Genomic DNA, 18,494 nt, shown 5'->3' with positions numbered 1-18,494 from the left:
CGCGCATTGCTATCCCATTTTAAAGTGGTTTTAGTGGAGACTTCCCATCCCGGCAACATCGGTGCGGTGGCTAGAGCCATGAAAAATATGCAGATGGACCAACTGCGCTTGGTGTCTCCAAAAAGCTTTCCGCATGCCGATGCCACGGCCAGAGCGTCAGGGGCCGACGATGTACTTAGATCGGCAACTGTCTTCGATTCTTTACAAGATGCCATCGCCGATTGCCAGGTAGTATTGGGCTCCAGCGCACGCGATAGAACCATCAGCTGGCCAAGCTTGACTGCTAGGCAAACTGCCGAAAAATGGGTAGGTGTATCACCGGAGCAAAATATCGCCTTGGTGTTCGGCCGGGAAAATTCCGGCTTAAAAAACCATGAATTGGACTTATGTCATTATTTGTTGCGAATTCCGTGCAACACAGAATATAGCTCGCTGAACTTGGCGGCGGCAGTGCAAGTTGTGTGCTACGAGTTATTCGTCGCATCTGGCCAGGAGATGGTCAGCACGGTGGGCGATATTGGCGAAGAACCTCTGGCGACAGCCGAACAGATGGAAGCCTTTTATGTGCATCTCCAGCAGACCATGGCGGATATTGGTTTTCTGCACTCGGAGCGTTCTAAATCAATCATGCGTCGCTTGCGGCGCATCTTCAATCGGACCCAGCTTGATACCAAGGAGCTGGATATCCTGAGGGGCATACTGCGCTTCTCACAAAATCACAACGCCAAATAAACCCATGCTTGCCAAACTCAAAGAAGATATTAACTGCGTATTTGCCCGGGACCCGGCCGCGCAGTCGGCTTTTGAAGTGATAACCACCTACCCCGGCTTTCACGCCGTACTGATTCACCGTTGCAGCCACTGGTTATGGTTGCGTGGCTTTAGGTGGGCCGGTCGTTATGTATCGTTCTTGGGCCGGTGGCTAACCGGTATCGAAATTCATCCCGGCGCGCAAATCGGCCGGCGGTTCTTTATCGACCATGGCATGGGGGTGGTGATCGGTGAAACCGCAGTGATCGGCGACGATTGCACGCTATATCATGGCGTGACCTTGGGCGGCACCAGTTGGAATAAGGGTAAACGCCACCCGACCCTGGGCAATGGCGTGGTAATAGGGGCTGGGGCCAAGGTACTGGGACCGATTGAGGTCGGCGATGGCGCGAGAGTCGGTTCGAATTCGGTAGTAGTAAAATCGGTGCCCATGGGGGTGACGGTAGTTGGGATTCCCGCACATATCGTCGACCCAAAAGCCAAACAAGAAAAAGCCCGGCGCGATGCAATGGCACAGAAAATGGGTTTCGACGCATACGGCGCCACGGGTGATATGCCGGATCCTATCGCTAACGCTATCAATCTGATGCTTGACCATATCCATCAACTCGATAAACAAATAGCCGATATGCAACAGGTATTGAACGATGCCGGCATTAATTGCCATCGCCAGGCCATGTCGGCTTTGGATGATTGTGAAATTAAGGATAAGCAATAACGCTGTCAGGTATTTTCTGATAACAAACCCTCCAGCGCTTGTCATCTGAGTGACTCAAACTGAGTAGCGTTTGCTTTGAACTTCTTGCAGAGTCGCGAGATTTCAACCCCATCCCCAACGAGATCAAGCTGTAATCCGCTTGATCTGTCCTCAGAATTGAAAAATATGTGTTACAGATTGTCTGTGTTTAATACCTCAAGAACCACTTAAGATTGAATACTTGACCAAATTACTGGGTTTATTTATAGTCAGCATTATTTTCATTAGTTTGTAAGGGGTTTGAAATGCGGCTTACCACAAAAGGGCGTTACGCGGTCACCGCGATGCTGGATTTGGCTTTTCACAGTCAAGCTAACCCGGTTACTTTGACTGACATTGCGACTCGGCAAACCATCTCCTTGTCTTATCTTGAACAATTGTTTGCTCGTTTACGCAAGGCCGGCATGGTGAAAGGCGTTAGAGGACCCGGCGGCGGTTACACACTTAGTCGTAGCGCCCGGGAAATTAATATTGCCGACATTATCGAAGCAGTCGACGAACCTGTCGATTCAACCAAATGCGGTGGTAAAGCCAATTGCCACAACGACGAGCCTTGCCTGACCCACGATTTGTGGATGGGCTTGAGCGAGCAAATTCGCGCTTACTTAAAAGAAATTAGTCTTGGACAATTACTGGAGCGTGATTTTGTCAGCGATGTGGCGAAAAGACAGAGCAAACAAGTCGAGCATGTCATCGAAATGCAACCGCGGCAGGAAAAACGCATCGCGTAATGATCTATCTGGATCATAACGCCACCACCCGTTGTGACGAACGAGTGGTGGAAGCGATGTTGCCCTATTTGCATGGCATGTACGGCAATCCATCCAGTTTGTATAAGCTCGGCCGCATAGCCCGTAGCGCCATCGACACCGCCAGGGAACAAATCTCTGGGCTGATAGATGCATCAGGTGCGCAGATTGTATTTACTAGCGGCGGCACTGAAGCAAATGCGTTGACACTAGCCAACGCCCGTGAACGCGGGCTGGCAATTTCTGCAATCGAACACCCCTCCATTTTCGAAAACGCCGCATACTTCCGGCAGTGTTTTCGCGACTTGCAAACGCTTGAGGTGGATGGCGCTGGGATAATGCCGTTATTCGCGCTGGACAAAGCAAATTGGCAAGCTGGCGACATGGCGTCAGTGATGTTGGCGAATAATGAAACCGGCGTTGTTCAAGACCTTGCAGCCATCGCCGAACGTTTGGCTGAACGCGGAGTCAACCTGCATACAGATGCCGTCCAGGCCTTGGGTAAAATCTCATTTTCGTTCAAAAAGCAGGGCGTTAAATTGATGAGTCTATCCAGTCATAAAATATACGGGCCAAAAGGCTGCGGGGCGTTGGTCGTCGCAGAAGATTTTGTTCTAAAGCCCTGGCTACGCGGTGGCGATCAGCAGTATGGCTGGCGGGCCGGAACAGAAAATGTGGCGGCAATAGTGGGTTTTGGCAAAGCAGCCGAGTTGGCTAAGACAGAAATAGACGCAAGGCAAGCTCGTATGCTGGCGCTGAGAATGCATTTGGAACAAGCTCTACACACCATTCCGGGCTTGGTGATCTTTGCCGAACACGCCCCAAGATTGCCGAATACCGTACAGTTTGGTATTCCCGGTATTAACGGCGAAATGTTGTTAATGCAGTTGGATCAGCGCAATATCGCGGTTTCCAGCGGCTCCGCCTGTTCGGCGTCGTCCGGCGAAATCAGCCCGGTGTTGGCGGCTATGGGAGTGGAAGCCTCTTTGGCTAAATCGGCTATCCGCGTCAGTTTGGGTAAAGACAACCAAGAAACCGAAATCGATCAATTCGTCGATGTGTTAAAAACATTGATAGCAAATTAATTAGGAGAATGAGCAATGGCTATTACCGTGACCGAAAGTGCCGCCCGGCAAATCCAAAAACAGTTACAAAAGCGCGGCACAGGCTTAGGCTTGAGATTGGGCGTAAAAACTTCCGGATGCTCCGGCTATGCCTACGTGTTGGATTATGCCGATCAGGCCGAAGCCGATGAGGTGGTATTCGATCAACACGACGTAAAAGTGCTAGTAAAACAGGCTGATTTGGATAAATTGAGCGGCATTGAGCTGGATTATGCCAAGGAAGGTTTTAACGAGGCCTTTAAATTCAACAACCCCAATGTAAAAGGGACTTGCGGTTGCGGGGAGAGTTTTTCGGTTTAGCTTATAAAAACGCCGGCTTTGCAATCTCAATAAAGCCGGCGTCATCGGCACTTATTTCATATTAGCGCCGCAGTTTCCTTCCATTTTTTTGCCGTCAGCGGCTTTGTCGGCGGCTGGAGCAGCCGGTTTGTTACCAGCACACTTGCCTTCGGTAGCGGCTTTGCTATCAGTGCTTTTTTTCATCATGGACGCACCGCATTTGCCTTCGCCGCAAGAACCGTCCTTCATTTTATCGGCACCGGCTTCAGGTTTGGCTTCGGCAGTCAACATATAGCCTGAGCTCAACTCAGACAACGCAAACGGATTGCTATCGGCTTGAGCAAAATTGCCCGCCAGCGTTGGCAGCAGAGATGCGCCAATTGCAATGGCGAACGGGGTTTTGTTGATTTTCTTCATACTATCTCCTGTGGAAAAAACGAATTGTTCTAATAATCGGTTTGCAACCGGAGCCCTGCATTTCCGGCAACTGGCCTGTTGTTAATATCACAAAAAAGCCTTGTAAAGTAAAGGCAGGAAGATTACGCCAATCGGCAGTATACTCTCGCCCGAAACGACTTATTTCCGCAACCTGCCTATACGCTATCCGGCAAAACCATGACTTCGAAAACACCGATTGCCCAACTGGGAGCCGAGGTATTGCGGCGGCAGGCGCAGCCTGTTGACGACTTTGCCTGCCCGGAGTTCCATAAACTGATTGAAACCCTGCATGAGACTATGCTGGAGGCTAATGGTGTTGGCATAGCCGCCCCGCAATTGGGTGCTTCCCGGCAAATTTTGATCATCGCTTCCCGGCCGACAGCCCGCTATCCTCATGCTCCGGAAATGCCGCCGATTCTGATGGTCAATCCAAGTTTTAAGATTGTCGATAACTCATTGCATAAAGACTGGGAAGGCTGTTTAAGCGTGCCGGGTATCCGGGCGCTGGTGCCGCGTTACCGGGCTATCCAAGTGCAATATCAAGATCGGCAAGGTGAAACCCACCGCTTGGCCTTGCAGGATTTTCCAGCCCGCGTCTTCCAACACGAGTTCGATCATCTATTGGGATTGGTCTATCTGGATAGGGTGGAAAATAACCAAGATATTATCGCCGAAACTGAGTTTTTCAAACGTATCGCCGCATAGGAGTCGATTGGATGAAGTTTGTGTTGTTATTAGTGGGTCTATTGACTAGTTACAGCAGTATGGCTCTGCCGCCGCTGTCTTTCAGCCAAGTGGCGCCGGGCATCTATCTGCATATCTCAGCACATCATTGGCCGGATCGAGATAATCACGGCGAGATTGCCAATATCGGCTTTATTGTTGGTGAGCGCTGCGTAGCGGTGATCGATAGCGGCGGCAGTCCACAGCAGGGTGCCGCGTTGCGAAATACCATCAAGCAAGTGACCACCAAACCGGTTTGCTATGTGATCAACACCCATGTGCATCCCGACCATATCTACGGCAATATCGCTTTCAAGGAACCGGGCGTCCAGTTTGTCGGCCATTATAAGCTGGCGCGAGCCATGGCCACGCGCGGCGACCATTATCTCGGTCGCGCAGCGGAATTGCTGGATATTCACGTCAATCACGACAACATTATTCCGCCCGATATAGAGGTGAATGACAGCATGACCCTGAACATCGGTAATCGTGAACTGCTGCTGACCGCCCATCCCAGTGCGCATACCGATAACGATTTAAGCGTCTACGACAAGACCACCGATACTATGTGGCTAGCGGATCTGTTGTTTTTAGAGCATATCCCGGTGATAGACGGCAGCATCAAAGGCTGGTTGTCTGAGATGGAGCGCTTGGAGAAAAATCACTACAAACTGGTCGTCCCCGGTCACGGTCTTTTAGTTAAAGATTGGCCGGCAAGTCTGCAGCCGCAAAAAGCCTATTTGAACAGTCTGGCTACCGAAGTAAGGGCTATGATCAAACAGGGCAAAACCCTCGAGCAGGCCGTGAATACCGTCGGCTTGCCTGCTAAAAAAAATTGGCAGCTATTTGAACAATTCCACCGCAAAAACGTGACCATCGCGTTTGCCGAGCTGGAATGGGAAGATTAAACAACGGAGATTAAAAGCATGCACAAACCTTATAACGCTATTTTTCTGCTGGCTTTAATGATTTTGCCGGCCATCGCGGTTGCAGAAGGCGACGACATTACTTGGAACACGGTTTTGAAAAGCCAGTTTTTCGCCGGTAAAAATATCGACGAATCCAATGCGGTTATCGAATTGGATGCGCCTTATCGGGCGGAAGATCCGGCGATTGTACCGGTTAAAGTCACCAGCAAATTTGCACAAAGCAAAGACAAATACATCAAAAAAATCTGGCTGTTTGTCGATAAAAATCCGTTTCCATTTGTTGGTGAATTCGAGTTCTTTCCGGAGAGCGGTAAAGCCGATCTGGCTTTGCGAGTGCGCGTCAATACCTACAGCGATATTCGCGCGGTTGCCGAAACCAATGACGGCAAGTTCAGCATGACCAAAAAATTTGTCAAAGCCAGTGGCGGCTGCTCGGCACCGATTGGTGCGGACCTGGATGAAGCCATGAAGCGGCTAGGCAAAGTTAAGTTTCGGCTTGACGACGGTATTCAAAGCGGCCAACCGGCTTTGACGCAATTGATGATCAGCCATCCCAACCTTACGGGCATGCAGATGGATCAAATGACCCGATTCATCCGAAAATCGCACTTTATCGATCAACTAAAAGTGACTTTTAACGACAAGCCCGTGCTTAACGCCAAAATCGATATTGCGATTAGCGCCGACCCTAATTTCCGCTTCTACTTTGTGCCGGATAAGGCCGGCGAGTTAAAAGCCGAATTTACCGATGTATCCTGTGAATCGCCCACCAGCCGAAACGTTTGCAATAAAGGCGGTAGCTACTCGCAAAGTTATACGGTAAGCCCTTAATGACCCGTTCGCCAATCAGAGGCATTTTGTTGGGATTGGGCATGCTGGTATTTGCCGGCGATGCGCTTGCGCTGCGCTGTGGACATAAACTGGTCCAGGTGGGTGATTATAAAGCCGAAGTCTTGGACAAATGCGGGGAACCGGATTCGGTCGAACAGCGCCGCGCAATCCGCGGCAGCCGCTTACGGCATCCCTACGGCGCGTTGGAGGTAGATCAATTTGAAGAGGTGCTGATCGAAGAATGGATTTACAACTTCGGGCCACGCAAGTTTCAGCAGTTGCTGGAGTTTGAAGATGGGGAGTTGAAAAAAATCAGCAATTTGAGTTACGGATACTAAAGCGCAAGGTTTTCAGCCCTGACCCAACCTCAAAAAAGCCCCCGCCGAGAAGGCGGGGTTAGCAGGATTGCCACAGGAGAGCACATTTCACCGGTTTTCGGTCAATCATCAAACTATCTTGCAGTCGTCGCACACTACATACCATGCTGGGCCGGCACACTGAAACTACCGAAATGCTGCGGTGCGCCAGGCATTAACGGATTCTCTTGCACGACCAGCTTTGGTTTTTGCCAGTGTCCGGCCGCAGCAGGCCGGCCCAGGAAATAACCTTGCAGCAATTTACCGCCGGCATCCAAGGCAATATCCAGTTGCACCTCGTTTTCAATGCCTTCGATAATCGCTTGCGCGCCCAGGGCCTGGATGATTTCGATTAATTTGGGCAACACCCGGCGGATCTTGGCGTCGGTTTGCGCTTGATGGATGATGCTTAAATCCAATTTCACAAAGCTGGGCGATAAGCGCCACAAGCGGTCCAGATTGGAATGCCGGCTACCGAAGTTATCGATAGCCACCTGGAAGCCGCGGTCGCGGTAATTGTCCACCGCTTCCAGCAACTGTTGATCGGCCTCCACCGCATTTTCCATGATCTCCAGCACCACTCTTGTAGTCGGCACCGAATGCAGATGCAAAATGTGCTCGAACACCTTGCCGTGCGTATTCACGCTAACCAGCAATTTGGGGTGCACGTTTAAAAACAGCAAGCCCTTGTCCGCCGGCAGATTCAGATAATTCAGCATGTGCAGGGTTCTAGCCACCCTATCCAGCTTCACCAGTTTGCCCTGATTGTCCGCCCAACTGAACGCAAAATCCGGACCCACGGCTTCCAAGCCGGTGGAGGTGCGCAGCAAGGCTTCGTAGCCAAGCAATCCCTGGGATTTGCCGGCATCGAATATCGGTTGAAACTCGCTGCGCAATTTCAGGCCAATGAACCGGCTCAGTACTTCCTGTTGCTCGATTTCCAGTTTGAATTCGTCCAGATCGAGATACAAGGCCCGTTCCAGATCGTCACGGAGCAATTCGATGGTATTTTCCACCATGGCTACACCCTCCTCTGCCTAAACGTTCTTAGCGCCCGTAAATTTTGTCAAACACGCCGTTATCGTCGAAGTGTTCTTTTTGAATCGAGCCCCAGCCACCCAATTGACCTACGCTAACCAATTCCAAAGTCGGGAATTGTTTGGCGTATTTAGCTGCGATGTCTTTGTCGGTGGGCCGGTAGAAATTTTTGGCGATAATCTCTTGGGCTTCTTTGGTGTATAGATATTTCAGGTATTCGATCGCCAGATCCTGGTTACCATTCTTTTTCGCCACTGCTTCGATCACCGCGACCGGCGGTTCGGCCAGGATGCTGAACGGCGGGGTGACGACTTCGAATTTATCGGCGCCGAATTCTTTGAGCACCAAATACGCTTCGTTTTCCCAGGTAATCAACACGTCGCCGATTTCGCGTTCGGCAAAAGTAGTGGTGGAGCCGCGCGCACCGGAGTCGAGTACCGGCACGTTTTTAAACAGCTTCTCCACGAAAGCCTTGGCGGCGTCCTTGCTGCCGTTTTTCTTTTCCGCAAAGGCCCAGGCCGCCAGGTAGTTGTAGCGGGCACCGCCGGAGGTTTTCGGGTTGGGGGTGACGACGGAGACGCCGTCCTTAATTAAATCGTCCCAGTTTTTGATAGCTTTGGGATTGCCCTTGCGCACCAGGAATACGATAGTCGAGGTGTACGGCAGGCTGTTGTTGGGCAGTTTGCTTTGCCAGTCTTTCGGTAACAGATTGGCTTTCTCGTGAATTTGATCGATGTCGCCGGACAGAGCCAAGGTCACCACGTCGGCTTCCAGGCCGTCGATCACGGCGCGGGTTTGCTTGCCGCCGCCGCCGTGTGATTGCTGGATACTGACGTCTTCGCCGGTTTTGGTTTTCCAGTATTGGGTAAACAGTTGGTTATATTCTTTATACAACTCGCGGGTCGGGTCGTAAGACACGTTCAGCAGGGTGCGTTCGGCCAGCGCATTGCCGCTGAGGGCCAGGGCGATGCCGAAGAGTAAGGGCTTGAAGGTATGGGTGAATCTCATGGGTACTCCTGAAAAAAAGTTATCGATCTGCTTGCGGCAAGCTGAATGTTGGTTGACCACGGGGCTTATGCTACGCAAAGCCGATAACCAACAAAAACGATATAATTAGAATTAAATATCTTATATTGCGATATTTAATTCCGGATACAGGCAACCCTGACGCATGACCAGGTTCAACGTAAACCAAGGTTTTCAGGAAAATTCCGACAAAGCGGCGAGTAAGGCGTTCGCCGGCTTTGGTGTCATACCAGAACAAAAAGCAGCGGGAAGCCCAAGCCTCCCGCCGATGAGCAAGGTCAAACCACAGCTATCTTACGCCGCCCTACCGTCGCCAATCCGGCCAGCGCGCTGCCGAATAGCCAAACAGCGCCGGGAATAGGCACTTGCGAGACCGTGATGGTATTGCCCACCAAGGAAAAATTTAGCGTATCGGAACTTAAGGTCAGCCGATAATCGCCATGATCGCGGGCGGGAAGCCCGGTCGGTAAGGTCAAGTTGTCGTTAGTATTGATACCGGCGACGGCTTCACTGGTAGATAACGTGTAATCGGCCACCAGGTATAAATAATTACCGGCTTGCAAGGTGACGTTAAACGCCGGATCACGTAAGAAAAGCGAACCATCCGCCGAACCGTCGGTATTTGTCAAAATCGGCTGATTGCTGCTATCGGGGCAGTGATTGCCATCGGAATCGTCGCAACGCGCCAACATGTCGCCGGCATCCAGCAAGCCGTCATCCCGGTAGATATAAGTATCCGGGTCCAGAAAAGTAATTTCACCGTCGTTGTTCAGGTCGACTTCCTGATAACCGGCGGTGGATGTTTGCTTTTGCGTGGCCTCATAAGCCAACACATCAACTTTGAATGTACCGCCGCTAAGCATATTGATTTTCCAAGTATCGTAAGTAGTGCCGCCACTTACTTTATAAATGGTGCCTGACACTTGCAGTGTATTTGCTTGGGCCTCGGCAAAGAGCGCACACCCTGCCAATCCGGCGACACCGATTGATTTTATTAGTTTATTCACGATTACAACCTTTATGTTGATTGAAGTTAAAGCGCGTAGGGATCTTGATTTTAGGAGCCTCTAAAAATTCGCCGTTCCCTCGTCTTTGAAAGCAGGTAGGCCGCGGCGTACTTAGTTTGCTAAGTTGCCTATAGAAACGAGTATGAATTATCGGAAGTCCTGCATCGTGTTAGCCGTTTCCACGCCTATGGCTAAGCACGGCGATCCCTATACAATATTCAGACCACAAAACATTTTTGTTTAAATACAGAAAGATACGTAGATGACCAGTATTAATGCGCGGTGAATTTTCCGTGAAATAACTTACGCACAAAGTTATTTGCCACAATTTATGCCCTTTGGGTATCTGCATAGGCATGACGAATTTTTTGGTTTAGCTGAAGCCGCTTATTAACCCGGCCCACAAATATCGTCGCTCCGGCCAACGCGGGAATAGCGGAACCCGGTATTTTAAGGGTCTACTGAATAAGTCAAAGAGAGGGTGCGCAGCCGCTGATGAAAACTGCTTGGGCAGAGGTTCCTTCAATCAGAAAACTTCGGTATTACATCGTTTCCCGCGCACCAGCCAGCCAAACCCGCCGAGTACGGAAAGAAACAGGGAAAACGCCCCCGGCAAAGGCACCGGTGCCGATTGCAGCGGGCTCATATGCCAGGCCAACGCATAATCCCAGCTGAACGGACTGGCTTCGCCGGATTTGACCCGCAATTCGTAGTCATGACCGGTGACCAATCTAAGCCACAGGTTCTCGCTGTTGTCGGCGCTGCTCGCCGAGAAAGCGGCGATGTTTTGCGCCGTGGCGTCGAATAACTCCAGATTCAGATCGTATAAAGTGGTTGTTAGATTCAGATCGTTCGATACCCCAAGGTTCCAAACCAAAGACGCCTGCAAATTCAAAGCCGTCGCGGCGGCGAATTTGTATGTCGCCAAACTATTACTAGCCAAGCCGCCGAACGCAGTATCGACATCGAATCCGGCCAAGCCGATGCCGTTTGCCGCACCGCCATCTTCCAGGCTATCTTGTTCGCCACCGGCGATGATTTGGTAACTATGCAAAATATTCAGTTGGCCGGCACCGAATCTATCATCCAGGCCGTTCAGTGTTTGATGCCCGCTGCGGCGATAGTCGACGATGTTGTCCGTGGTTGAAGCATTCTGTGTCGCTCTGTCGGCACCCGCCAGCAACGCAGCTTTAACGGTTTCGGCGCGTTCAGCGTTGTAAACGGTTCCCACGCCCTCAATATTAATCGATCCCTGCGATAAATTAGCCCCACCCTTGTGGCCGGTCTCAACTAATAACGCGGCAGCAGCGGCTACTATGGGTGTGGCTCCGCTAGTGGTAGTTTGCGGCGCCACTAAATCGGGGCGCGTCCGCCCCGATATATATAACGAGTCAACCGCATCGGATCCTCTATCCTGCCTACCGTCCGTGCGCCCTACCGCAATTGCATTGTAAGCGCTGCCCAACAGCGGCGAGTCGCTGAGGCCATTGTGCATACCAACCACCTGGATGAATTGGTTGCGCTGCACCTGTCGATCAACCAAACGCAGAATCATCGCCGTTTCCGGCACGGTGTCGCCTTTGCCGACCCAGCTGTGGTTAGCAATCCGACTGGCGTTGAAGGGAGCCAAGGCCGTTGGACTAATCAGACTATCGATCCAGGCGTTGGCATCATAACTGGCGATGTTGCCGATGCCGTTGGCAATGGAATCCTTACCGTAAAATCTGGCACCGACGCTGTCAGCATGTCCCGATGGTGCGGTACTGGCTTTTTTTCCCGGAAAACTGAACGTCTTACCGGCGAATTGGGTGTTACGAATATTCGGCGCATAGATGGGGTAATCCGAGTGATCCCGCGATTCGACTAATGACGCTTCGGCGTGAACCACATTGACACCAGCGCCGGTCGGCGTGTTTGCACCTCATTGCGTGAGCAAGGCTTGATAGCCGATGTCGGCTTTGTAATCAGCGGCGGCAGCGGATGTGAAAAACAACATCGGAAACAGATAAAACCCAGGCTTTTTAGTCATTGTTATCACCCTTTTAATCGCTTGAACTGCGGTCAACGCTATCCGGTCGTTCCGAAAATTACCGCGCAGCAAGCGGGATAAAACTGGCCGTCCGACTCGTGGCGATACCGGAATGAGGCGCCACACTGAGCGCATCTAACGTCCCAGCACTGGATATGCCGGTCAATCGCAACTATAGACCAGATACCAAGTCTTGCCGGATGCGCGTTGTTCGTTGATTTTGGTGATTACAGCATTCCGGAAGGGAAGGCTCTGAATGCCCGGTGTAGATTATTCCTAACCTTGGAAATCGCGGCGGCCGCATGAAGAATGGGACTCCCGCCTGCGCGGGAGCGACGATGTTTGACGGCCGAATTAATTAGCGATTAATGAATGCGAATCAGATAGCCGTCGGTTTTTTCACAACCGGGTTTGCTGTGGGCGGTAATACTCAAGCGCGCAAATCCACCTTCTATAGGTCTATCCACTTTGCCCTTTATCTCCAAGCGGCCGCTAGGTTGTTGGGTGATTTGCAGTTGCTTTGAGGTGAAATGGTATTTGGTTTCGCCGGCACTCACGTTAACCACCACCGATGTCAGTGTGGTGTTCGCGGAAGCCATCAACGAAAACTCGCTGAACGATTGCAAATATTTATTGGTTGCTGGCTGAAACTCCGAAAACACCGGTTTATCGCAGTGCTGAGAACTCTGGCTGCTGCCGTAGGCATGTGCCGCAGTGCCGCTCAAACTCAACAAAGTGGCAGCAGCAATTTTTAATACCATGATCATTATTTTCTCCGAGGCGTGGTTATAAGAATAGTTATACCCTTAGCTTACCAATAAAACCGCACATTGCTGGCGTTCAATTCAATCAAGCAAACGCGAGCGCCCCCTTTACGGCTGGCAAGCTTATGCATACTCAATTATAAACCCGGCCCTATTTAACACGGGTACACCGTTCGGACTGAGCGCTTCAAAGCCTTATGCCGCGCGTCCTTCGACACACTCAGCCCGAACAATATTTAAGATTCGGGGCAATAAAAAGTGTGACGAAAAGCACACATATAGTTCTTATGAAAACAAATTAAGTTCTAATCAGAACCATAGTCTGATAGACTTTACCCACACTATCAATTGAAACGAAGCTCTCGAAACATAAGTTCGTTTTGATCCTGAAGTGCCGAGGCGCAAGCCGCTATCGATTTATTTTTTCTGGTTTACCGAGGCTAACATCATGATGTCATGCAAAAAATTCATAACTTTTTCTATCGCAATCTCACTTATCAGCGCGCTGAGTTTTCCGGTCTCCGCGGCGACTTTTAGCCACGAAGAAGTAAGAGCCGCTCTGGAAAGCACCATTTCCAAAGTCAAAGCGTCCATCTCCGCAGTAGAAAACGGCGCAGACAAAGAAACCGTAGCCGAGCTGGTCAGCCATGCCAAGCAACAGCAAAAAGACATCGAGAACAACGATCTCGAAGTCAAACGCCAGCATGCCGGCAAACGCCTGAATACCGCATGGAAAGCAGCCCGCGGCGGCGATTTGCAATTGGCCGGCGAATCCTTGAAAGACGCTTTAAGTCGCTACGAGGAAATGCACACGCTTTATATTTCCAGCCATTAAGCCGCGTAAAACCGCCGGTTGAGCCACGCCTCAAAGGGCCGAGCGGCGCACAAAATCGGGGCGTTTTGTGTACAAATTGGACACAGGCTAGAGCATTGTAGGGCTAAAGCTGTATGTAAAGACTGCCATTTACGACCCGCATTGCGGATAACGCCGGCGCATTTGATGCGCGTGCGTCGGCCTTGGACCTATGGACCAAGCGTTTTCTTACCTCCGAAAAGAAAAACGTGACAGTTAACTTGTTCGCCAACTGGCGAAGCGGTGATGCGGGTCTTTTTTATATCGAATTAATGGCGCAAAAGTTGCTGATTTTTTTATGTCGAACCAGGGTTCTCTATTCTCGCCTGGCTCGATGCGGCAAACGTCCGTGCACCAACCCAAGTCTTGCCGAAGCGTATCACTTGAACCTTGCATCCTAAACAGGAGATCGCAATCATGAAAAAGCTCTTCATCGCTCTATCCATAACCGTTGGCATTGCTATCTTGATGTTCGCGGTATTCAATCCCAGACTGTCTTCCTACAATTCGCAAAACGACATTTCCTATTCCGATTTCATCAAGGATGTGCGCAGCAAATCCGTTGCCGAAGTAGTGATCGACGGCAGATCCATCGACGGCCGCCGCCATAACGGCACCCGCTTTGCCACTTACAACCCTGGTGATGCGCGGATCATAGACGATCTTTTGGAATATGACGTCAAGATCAAAGTCGAGCGGCCTGAGACGCAGTCCACCCTGACGCAACTGTTATTCTCTTGGGCCCCCACTTTGCTGCTGATCGGGGTATTGATCTATTTCATGCGTAAGCAGCAACAGGGTGCCGGCGCGCAAAACGGCTTTGGTAAAAGTCGGGCCAAATTGATGACTGAAGATCAAGTTAAGATACGTTTCAATGATGTGGCCGGCGCCGAGGAAGCCAAACAGGACGTGGCTGAAATGGTCGATTTCCTGAAAGATCCGGGCAAATACGAAGCTTTGGGCGGCAAAATTCCGCGCGGCGTGTTGATGGTGGGCCCTCCCGGTACCGGTAAAACCCTACTGGCTCGAGCGATTGCCGGCGAGGCTGGCGTACCGTTCTTTTCCATCTCGGGTTCCGACTTCGTGGAAATGTTCGTCGGTGTCGGCGCCTCCAGGGTGCGCGACATGTTTGAGCAAGCTAAAAAGCGCGCGCCCTGCATTATCTTTATCGATGAAATCGACGCCGTCGGTCGCCAGCGCAGTAGCGGCGGTAATATCGGCGGCGGCGAAGAACGCGAACAAACTCTTAACCAGTTATTAGTGGAAATGGACGGCTTCAGCGGCAACGAAGGGATTATCGTCATCGCCGCGACCAACCGGGTCGATGTGCTGGACAAAGCTTTGCTGAGGCCGGGCCGTTTTGATCGCCAAGTGCAAATCGGCTTGCCCGACATCAAAGGCCGCGAACAAATTCTCAAAGTCCACGCCACCCGCGTTCCCTTGGCGGACGATGTGAATATCACCGACCTGGCGCGCGGCACACCGGGTTTTTCTGGCGCCGAACTGGCCAATCTGATTAACGAAGGCGCCTTGTTCGCGGCCCGTAACAACCAGCGGGAAGTGACCATGCACAACCTGGACAGCGCCCGGGACAAAGCCATCATGGGCGCGGAGAAACGCACCATGATCATGAGTCGCGAGGATTTGCTGATGACGGCCTACCATGAAGCCGGCCACGCCATCGTCGGCCGTTTGATGCCTGAGCACGACCCGGTTTACAAAGTCAGTATCATGCCGCGCGGCGGCGCGCTGGGCATTACCATGTTTCTGCCGGAACACGACCAATACAGTGCCTGCAAAGATAAACTGGAGGGCCAAATTTCCAGCCTGTTCGGCGGTCGGATTGCCGAGGCTTTAATTTACGGCAAAAACAAAGTTACCACCGGCGCCTCAAACGACATTCAGCGTGCTACTCAATTGGCCCGGAATATGGTGACCAAGTGGGGCTTATCCGATCGCCTGGGCCCCATGGATTGCGGCGACAACGACAGCGGATTTATGGGTTCAACCAAACCGATGTCCGAGCAAATGGCCCGCCTGATCGATCATGAAATCAGACAAACCCTGGCGAATAACTACAGACGCGCCGAAGCCATCCTGAAATCGCATATGGATATTCTGCACAATATGGCGCAAGCCTTGCTGGATTGGGAGACGCTGGACAAATATCAGATCGACGAATTAATGCAGGGCCGCAAGATCGCACCGCCCAAGGCAGCCCAGCCGGCAAAACGGCACTCCGACAACGGCAAATTGCCCAGGCCGACGACTGAAACGGTAGCTCCTATCGGCAAAATAGCGGCTTTGTCGTGATCTCAAGATCTGACATACCCTTCGCACAGCAAATTTCGGCAGATTCTCTCCCTCCCCGCCGGCAGGGGGTGGGCGAGGGATTAAAAAGCCGAAATTTGACGTGCGACGACTTTATAAAACTTAACTAAACAAATGAACTGTTTCTCGCCGGCCCCCAATAAATGATAGAGTCGGGTTTAAAGAATACAGCAATGGCCAGGGGATTTTTTCCAAATTAGAGTGATTCGACAACCCAATAAACGCTTGAAAAAATTCGTTTCCAATTCGGCAATATTGGCGTACTTAGCGCCAAGCTATCGCAACGCGGCGATTGCAACATTGACAGTGTTGACAGCCTGCAGCGTGCCGACGCCGCTACCGCATGCAGAAAACACTCCGCCAGTCCCTGCCCAGTCGGCTGTATCTTGGCGCGCTTATCAAACCCAAAACCGGCCGCCAGCACCTGATACATCCAGTCCCAGCGCTGTGGACGCCGGAATCGATACCCAACAAACCTACGATTTACCGGCCTTGGTGGATTTGGCTTTACGCACCCATCCGGAAACCCGGATTAGCTGGGAGGAAGCAAAAGCCGCTGCCGCGCGCCTGGAAAGAAATCGCAGTACCTGGTATCCAACGCTAACGGCAATGGCCTTTGGTCAGCATTTTACCAGCAGCTTTCCCATCCCCGGCAGCGCGCTGGTCAGCAACGGCTACGCGGCTCTCGCCAGCCTGGATTTGGCATGGACCTTATTCGATTTCGGGCGCCGGGAGGCACTGGTCGATGCCGGTACGGAGCGTCTGAGCGCGGCGAATTTTGCCTTCGACCGTAAACACCAGGAAATTGCCTATCGGGTGGCCAGCAGTTTTTTTGCCTATCAGGCCGCCTTGGCCAAGGTGACGGCGGCGCAGCAAACGTTCGAGTCGGCCAAGACCAACGCCGATTCAGTGCAAGCCAAACTCAAACAAGGCCTGGCCACCAAACCCGATCTGTTGTTGGCCTTACAAGAGCAGGCAAAATCCAGTTATGACTTGCAAGATGCGCGCGGCTCGGTGACTCAGGCACGCGCCGATTTGACCAATAATTTGGGTATTTCGCCGGCATACAGCCTGCATCTGGTTGACCTGAGCCAGTTGCCCTTACCCGCCGAACTGGCGCAATCGGTGGAAAAAATCGTCGATCAGGCCTTGGAACAGCGTCCGGATTTGCTGGCGCGCCTCGCCGAATTGCGCGCTCGCGAAGCGGAAGTTAAAAAAGCCAGAGCGGAATTCTGGCCGAAAATATCGTTACGCGGCATGGTCGGTAATCAATATTGGGGCGACGTGCATACCAAGCCGAGCGGCGGAGAGAATTATTCCGCCAACGCCATGGTCGATACGGCCATGTTGAATGTGGAATGGACCTTGTTCGACGGTTTTGAACGCAGCAATGCGGTGCGGGAAGCCGAGGCCAAAAGGTCGGCATCCCAAGCCCAGTTGGAGGCCTTGCGTCTGGAAATCATGCGCGACATCTGGAAAGCCTACGCCGACACCAAAACCGCGCTGGAAAAGCGCGAGTTTGCGTTGGCGCTGTTGAAAGCCGCCAAAGAGTCCTATGCCGCCACCCAGGAATCCTATACACACGGCTTTTCGACGGTAATCGAACTGTTATCGGCGCAAAAAGATCTGGCGCGGGCCCGCTTTACCGAAATCGACAGTCGTGCGGGCTTATTGCGGTCCGCCGCGACACTGGTTTATGTGTCAGGCAAGCAAAACCAGGACGTGTCAAATGAGCCTTAAACGGCCGTCTTTCATGACCACACAGCCAGTAACCCCAAACCCATGCGCCGGGATGGTCTTGAGCATGAATGAGCTTACGGTTATCATCGAATCCTAATTAGAACAATTATTTTCACATTATGTCCTCCGACTCTACCTTTCCAACCGTTTTGCGCCAGTTACTCCGCACCCACCAGGCCTTTTTGTCTTATGCGGCCCGCCACGTTCACCGGCTCGAATTAACCTTGCCGCAATACGATGTCATCATCACGCTAGGCAAAACCGCCGGCATGCAGCCCAAGAAACTTGGCGAAGAAACCTTGATTACCAAAGGCACCCTCACCGGCGTGGTCAGCCGCTTAGAGGACAAGGGCCTGGTGGAAAGGTCGGCGTCAAAAAAAGACGGCCGCAGCCAGATCATCCGCCTGACCGATGCGGGCCGCGCCGTCTACGAACAGACTTTCCCCGAGCATCTGGCCCATATCGGTCGCCTGTTCGACGATTATGCGCCCGAGGAAATCTCGAAGCTGGAGGCGGATTTACATAGACTGCATGAAGCGGTCATCACCGCGCGCGGCAATCATATTGAACAAGTCGATGATGAATTCTAGCGAGTGCCGAAATATTCATACGTTTGAGGTGAAGCGCACAATGATCTCCGGGCGATTACTTAAGTGGGCCTCTAAAAATAAAAACACCTCCTTCTCCTCACGGGAGAAGGTTGGGATGAGGGAATTAAAATCAATTACTTACCCCCCTCACCCTAGCCC

Annotated in this window: 19 protein-coding genes; 13 read left to right on the top strand and 6 right to left on the bottom strand. The window is 51.7% G+C overall.

Annotation, left to right across the window (positions count from 1 at the left end; genetic code table 11):
- The first annotated feature begins 6 nt into the window (after positions 1 to 6).
- The 5 genes from CWO84_RS21130 to CWO84_RS21110 all read left to right on the top strand — a co-directional run bounded on the left by CWO84_RS21130 (position 7) and on the right by CWO84_RS21110 (position 3,701).
- Complete coding sequence (locus tag CWO84_RS21130) at positions 7 to 732, top strand: RNA methyltransferase (RefSeq protein WP_033155454.1); 726 nt, start codon at positions 7 to 9, stop codon at positions 730 to 732.
- A gap of 4 nt (positions 733 to 736) precedes the next feature.
- A complete protein-coding gene (gene cysE / locus CWO84_RS21125; RefSeq protein WP_033155455.1) occupies positions 737 to 1,489 on the top strand; it encodes a serine O-acetyltransferase in 753 nt (250 codons plus the stop codon).
- 284 nt (positions 1,490 to 1,773) lie between these two features.
- Entirely contained in the window at positions 1,774 to 2,259 is a 486-nt protein-coding gene (gene iscR, locus CWO84_RS21120; protein WP_033155456.1) for a Fe-S cluster assembly transcriptional regulator IscR, read from the top strand.
- The gene (locus CWO84_RS21115) at positions 2,259 to 3,362 is read left to right on the top strand and encodes a cysteine desulfurase family protein (RefSeq protein ID WP_101055017.1); all 1,104 of its coding nucleotides are present in this window, start codon (positions 2,259 to 2,261) and stop codon (positions 3,360 to 3,362) included. Before iscR ends, CWO84_RS21115 begins: the two co-directional genes overlap by 1 nt.
- A gap of 15 nt (positions 3,363 to 3,377) precedes the next feature.
- Positions 3,378 to 3,701, top strand: coding sequence for an iron-sulfur cluster assembly accessory protein (locus CWO84_RS21110; protein ID WP_033155458.1), 324 nt, complete (start codon positions 3,378 to 3,380; stop codon positions 3,699 to 3,701).
- A 51-nt stretch (positions 3,702 to 3,752) separates the two neighbouring features.
- On the opposite strand, the gene CWO84_RS21105 is transcribed toward CWO84_RS21110, so the two are convergent.
- Positions 3,753 to 4,097, bottom strand: a complete 345-nt coding sequence (locus tag CWO84_RS21105) for a hypothetical protein (protein ID WP_101055015.1) — start codon at positions 4,095 to 4,097, stop codon at positions 3,753 to 3,755.
- A gap of 198 nt (positions 4,098 to 4,295) precedes the next feature.
- Here CWO84_RS21105 and def point away from each other — a divergent pair, with 198 nt between their 5' ends.
- From def to CWO84_RS21085, 4 genes are read left to right on the top strand one after another with little or no spacing between them, the layout of a single operon-like run.
- Positions 4,296 to 4,823 carry a peptide deformylase gene (def, locus tag CWO84_RS21100; RefSeq protein ID WP_101055013.1) on the top strand — a complete coding sequence of 176 codons (528 nt, stop codon included), beginning with the start codon at positions 4,296 to 4,298 and terminating at the stop codon, positions 4,821 to 4,823.
- A gap of 11 nt (positions 4,824 to 4,834) precedes the next feature.
- A complete protein-coding gene (locus CWO84_RS21095; protein WP_101055011.1) occupies positions 4,835 to 5,749 on the top strand; it encodes a quinoprotein relay system zinc metallohydrolase 2 in 915 nt (304 codons plus the stop codon).
- Between the two features lie 18 nt (positions 5,750 to 5,767).
- Entirely contained in the window at positions 5,768 to 6,601 is an 834-nt protein-coding gene (locus tag CWO84_RS21090; protein ID WP_033155462.1) for a quinoprotein dehydrogenase-associated SoxYZ-like carrier, read from the top strand.
- The gene (locus CWO84_RS21085) at positions 6,601 to 6,939 is read left to right on the top strand and encodes a DUF2845 domain-containing protein (protein ID WP_101055009.1); all 339 of its coding nucleotides are present in this window, start codon (positions 6,601 to 6,603) and stop codon (positions 6,937 to 6,939) included. Before CWO84_RS21090 ends, CWO84_RS21085 begins: the two co-directional genes overlap by 1 nt.
- Before the next feature lie 134 nt (positions 6,940 to 7,073).
- Here the strand turns inward: CWO84_RS21085 and CWO84_RS21080 are convergent, their stop codons facing one another.
- From CWO84_RS21080 to CWO84_RS21060, 5 genes are all read right to left on the bottom strand, one after another.
- Positions 7,074 to 7,976, bottom strand: a complete 903-nt coding sequence (locus CWO84_RS21080; RefSeq protein ID WP_101055007.1) for an EAL domain-containing protein — start codon at positions 7,974 to 7,976, stop codon at positions 7,074 to 7,076.
- Between the two features lie 28 nt (positions 7,977 to 8,004).
- Positions 8,005 to 9,003 carry a sulfate ABC transporter substrate-binding protein gene (locus CWO84_RS21075; RefSeq protein WP_101055005.1) on the bottom strand — a complete coding sequence of 333 codons (999 nt, stop codon included), beginning with the start codon at positions 9,001 to 9,003 and terminating at the stop codon, positions 8,005 to 8,007.
- Between the two features lie 296 nt (positions 9,004 to 9,299).
- The gene (locus tag CWO84_RS24740) at positions 9,300 to 10,028 is read right to left on the bottom strand and encodes a VPLPA-CTERM sorting domain-containing protein (protein WP_101055003.1); all 729 of its coding nucleotides are present in this window, start codon (positions 10,026 to 10,028) and stop codon (positions 9,300 to 9,302) included.
- 526 nt (positions 10,029 to 10,554) lie between these two features.
- Positions 10,555 to 11,916, bottom strand: coding sequence for a hypothetical protein (locus CWO84_RS21065; RefSeq protein WP_240618112.1), 1,362 nt, complete (start codon positions 11,914 to 11,916; stop codon positions 10,555 to 10,557).
- Between the two features lie 506 nt (positions 11,917 to 12,422).
- Positions 12,423 to 12,824, bottom strand: coding sequence for a hypothetical protein (locus CWO84_RS21060; RefSeq protein ID WP_033155468.1), 402 nt, complete (start codon positions 12,822 to 12,824; stop codon positions 12,423 to 12,425).
- A gap of 445 nt (positions 12,825 to 13,269) precedes the next feature.
- Here CWO84_RS21060 and CWO84_RS21055 point away from each other — a divergent pair, with 445 nt between their 5' ends.
- The 4 genes from CWO84_RS21055 to CWO84_RS21040 all read left to right on the top strand — a co-directional run bounded on the left by CWO84_RS21055 (position 13,270) and on the right by CWO84_RS21040 (position 18,335).
- On the top strand, positions 13,270 to 13,656 hold the full coding sequence (locus tag CWO84_RS21055; RefSeq protein ID WP_101055002.1) for a hypothetical protein: 387 nt from the start codon (positions 13,270 to 13,272) through the stop codon (positions 13,654 to 13,656).
- 435 nt (positions 13,657 to 14,091) lie between these two features.
- A complete protein-coding gene (gene ftsH, locus CWO84_RS21050) occupies positions 14,092 to 15,987 on the top strand; it encodes an ATP-dependent zinc metalloprotease FtsH (protein ID WP_033155470.1) in 1,896 nt (631 codons plus the stop codon).
- Positions 15,988 to 16,206: 219 nt separating this feature from the next.
- Positions 16,207 to 17,745 (top strand): TolC family protein, encoded by a 1,539-nt coding sequence (locus tag CWO84_RS21045; RefSeq protein ID WP_033155471.1) that lies wholly within the window; start codon positions 16,207 to 16,209, stop codon positions 17,743 to 17,745.
- 119 nt (positions 17,746 to 17,864) lie between these two features.
- Entirely contained in the window at positions 17,865 to 18,335 is a 471-nt protein-coding gene (locus CWO84_RS21040; protein ID WP_033155472.1) for a MarR family transcriptional regulator, read from the top strand.
- Positions 18,336 to 18,494 lie beyond the last annotated feature (159 nt).

Source organism: Methylomonas sp. Kb3 (assembly GCF_002834115.1).
Taxonomy (GTDB): Bacteria; Pseudomonadota; Gammaproteobacteria; order Methylococcales; family Methylomonadaceae; genus Methylomonas; species Methylomonas defluvii.
The sequence above is the reverse complement of the archived record's forward strand: the minus strand, read 5'-3'. Positions and strand labels throughout refer to the sequence as shown.

Coding starts and splice junctions, on each gene's coding strand:
- cysE (WP_033155455.1), top strand. CDS start 737: ATGCTTGCCAAACTCAAAGAAGATATTAACTGCGTATTTGCCCGGGAC.
- iscR (WP_033155456.1), top strand. CDS start 1,774: ATGCGGCTTACCACAAAAGGGCGTTACGCGGTCACCGCGATGCTGGAT.
- CWO84_RS21115 (WP_101055017.1), top strand. CDS start 2,259: ATGATCTATCTGGATCATAACGCCACCACCCGTTGTGACGAACGAGTG.
- CWO84_RS21110 (WP_033155458.1), top strand. CDS start 3,378: ATGGCTATTACCGTGACCGAAAGTGCCGCCCGGCAAATCCAAAAACAG.
- CWO84_RS21105 (WP_101055015.1), bottom strand. CDS start 4,097: ATGAAGAAAATCAACAAAACCCCGTTCGCCATTGCAATTGGCGCATCT.
- def (WP_101055013.1), top strand. CDS start 4,296: ATGACTTCGAAAACACCGATTGCCCAACTGGGAGCCGAGGTATTGCGG.
- CWO84_RS21095 (WP_101055011.1), top strand. CDS start 4,835: ATGAAGTTTGTGTTGTTATTAGTGGGTCTATTGACTAGTTACAGCAGT.
- CWO84_RS21090 (WP_033155462.1), top strand. CDS start 5,768: ATGCACAAACCTTATAACGCTATTTTTCTGCTGGCTTTAATGATTTTG.
- CWO84_RS21085 (WP_101055009.1), top strand. CDS start 6,601: ATGACCCGTTCGCCAATCAGAGGCATTTTGTTGGGATTGGGCATGCTG.
- CWO84_RS21080 (WP_101055007.1), bottom strand. CDS start 7,976: ATGGTGGAAAATACCATCGAATTGCTCCGTGACGATCTGGAACGGGCC.
- CWO84_RS21075 (WP_101055005.1), bottom strand. CDS start 9,003: ATGAGATTCACCCATACCTTCAAGCCCTTACTCTTCGGCATCGCCCTG.
- CWO84_RS21060 (WP_033155468.1), bottom strand. CDS start 12,824: ATGATCATGGTATTAAAAATTGCTGCTGCCACTTTGTTGAGTTTGAGC.
- CWO84_RS21055 (WP_101055002.1), top strand. CDS start 13,270: ATGATGTCATGCAAAAAATTCATAACTTTTTCTATCGCAATCTCACTT.
- ftsH (WP_033155470.1), top strand. CDS start 14,092: ATGAAAAAGCTCTTCATCGCTCTATCCATAACCGTTGGCATTGCTATC.
- CWO84_RS21040 (WP_033155472.1), top strand. CDS start 17,865: ATGTCCTCCGACTCTACCTTTCCAACCGTTTTGCGCCAGTTACTCCGC.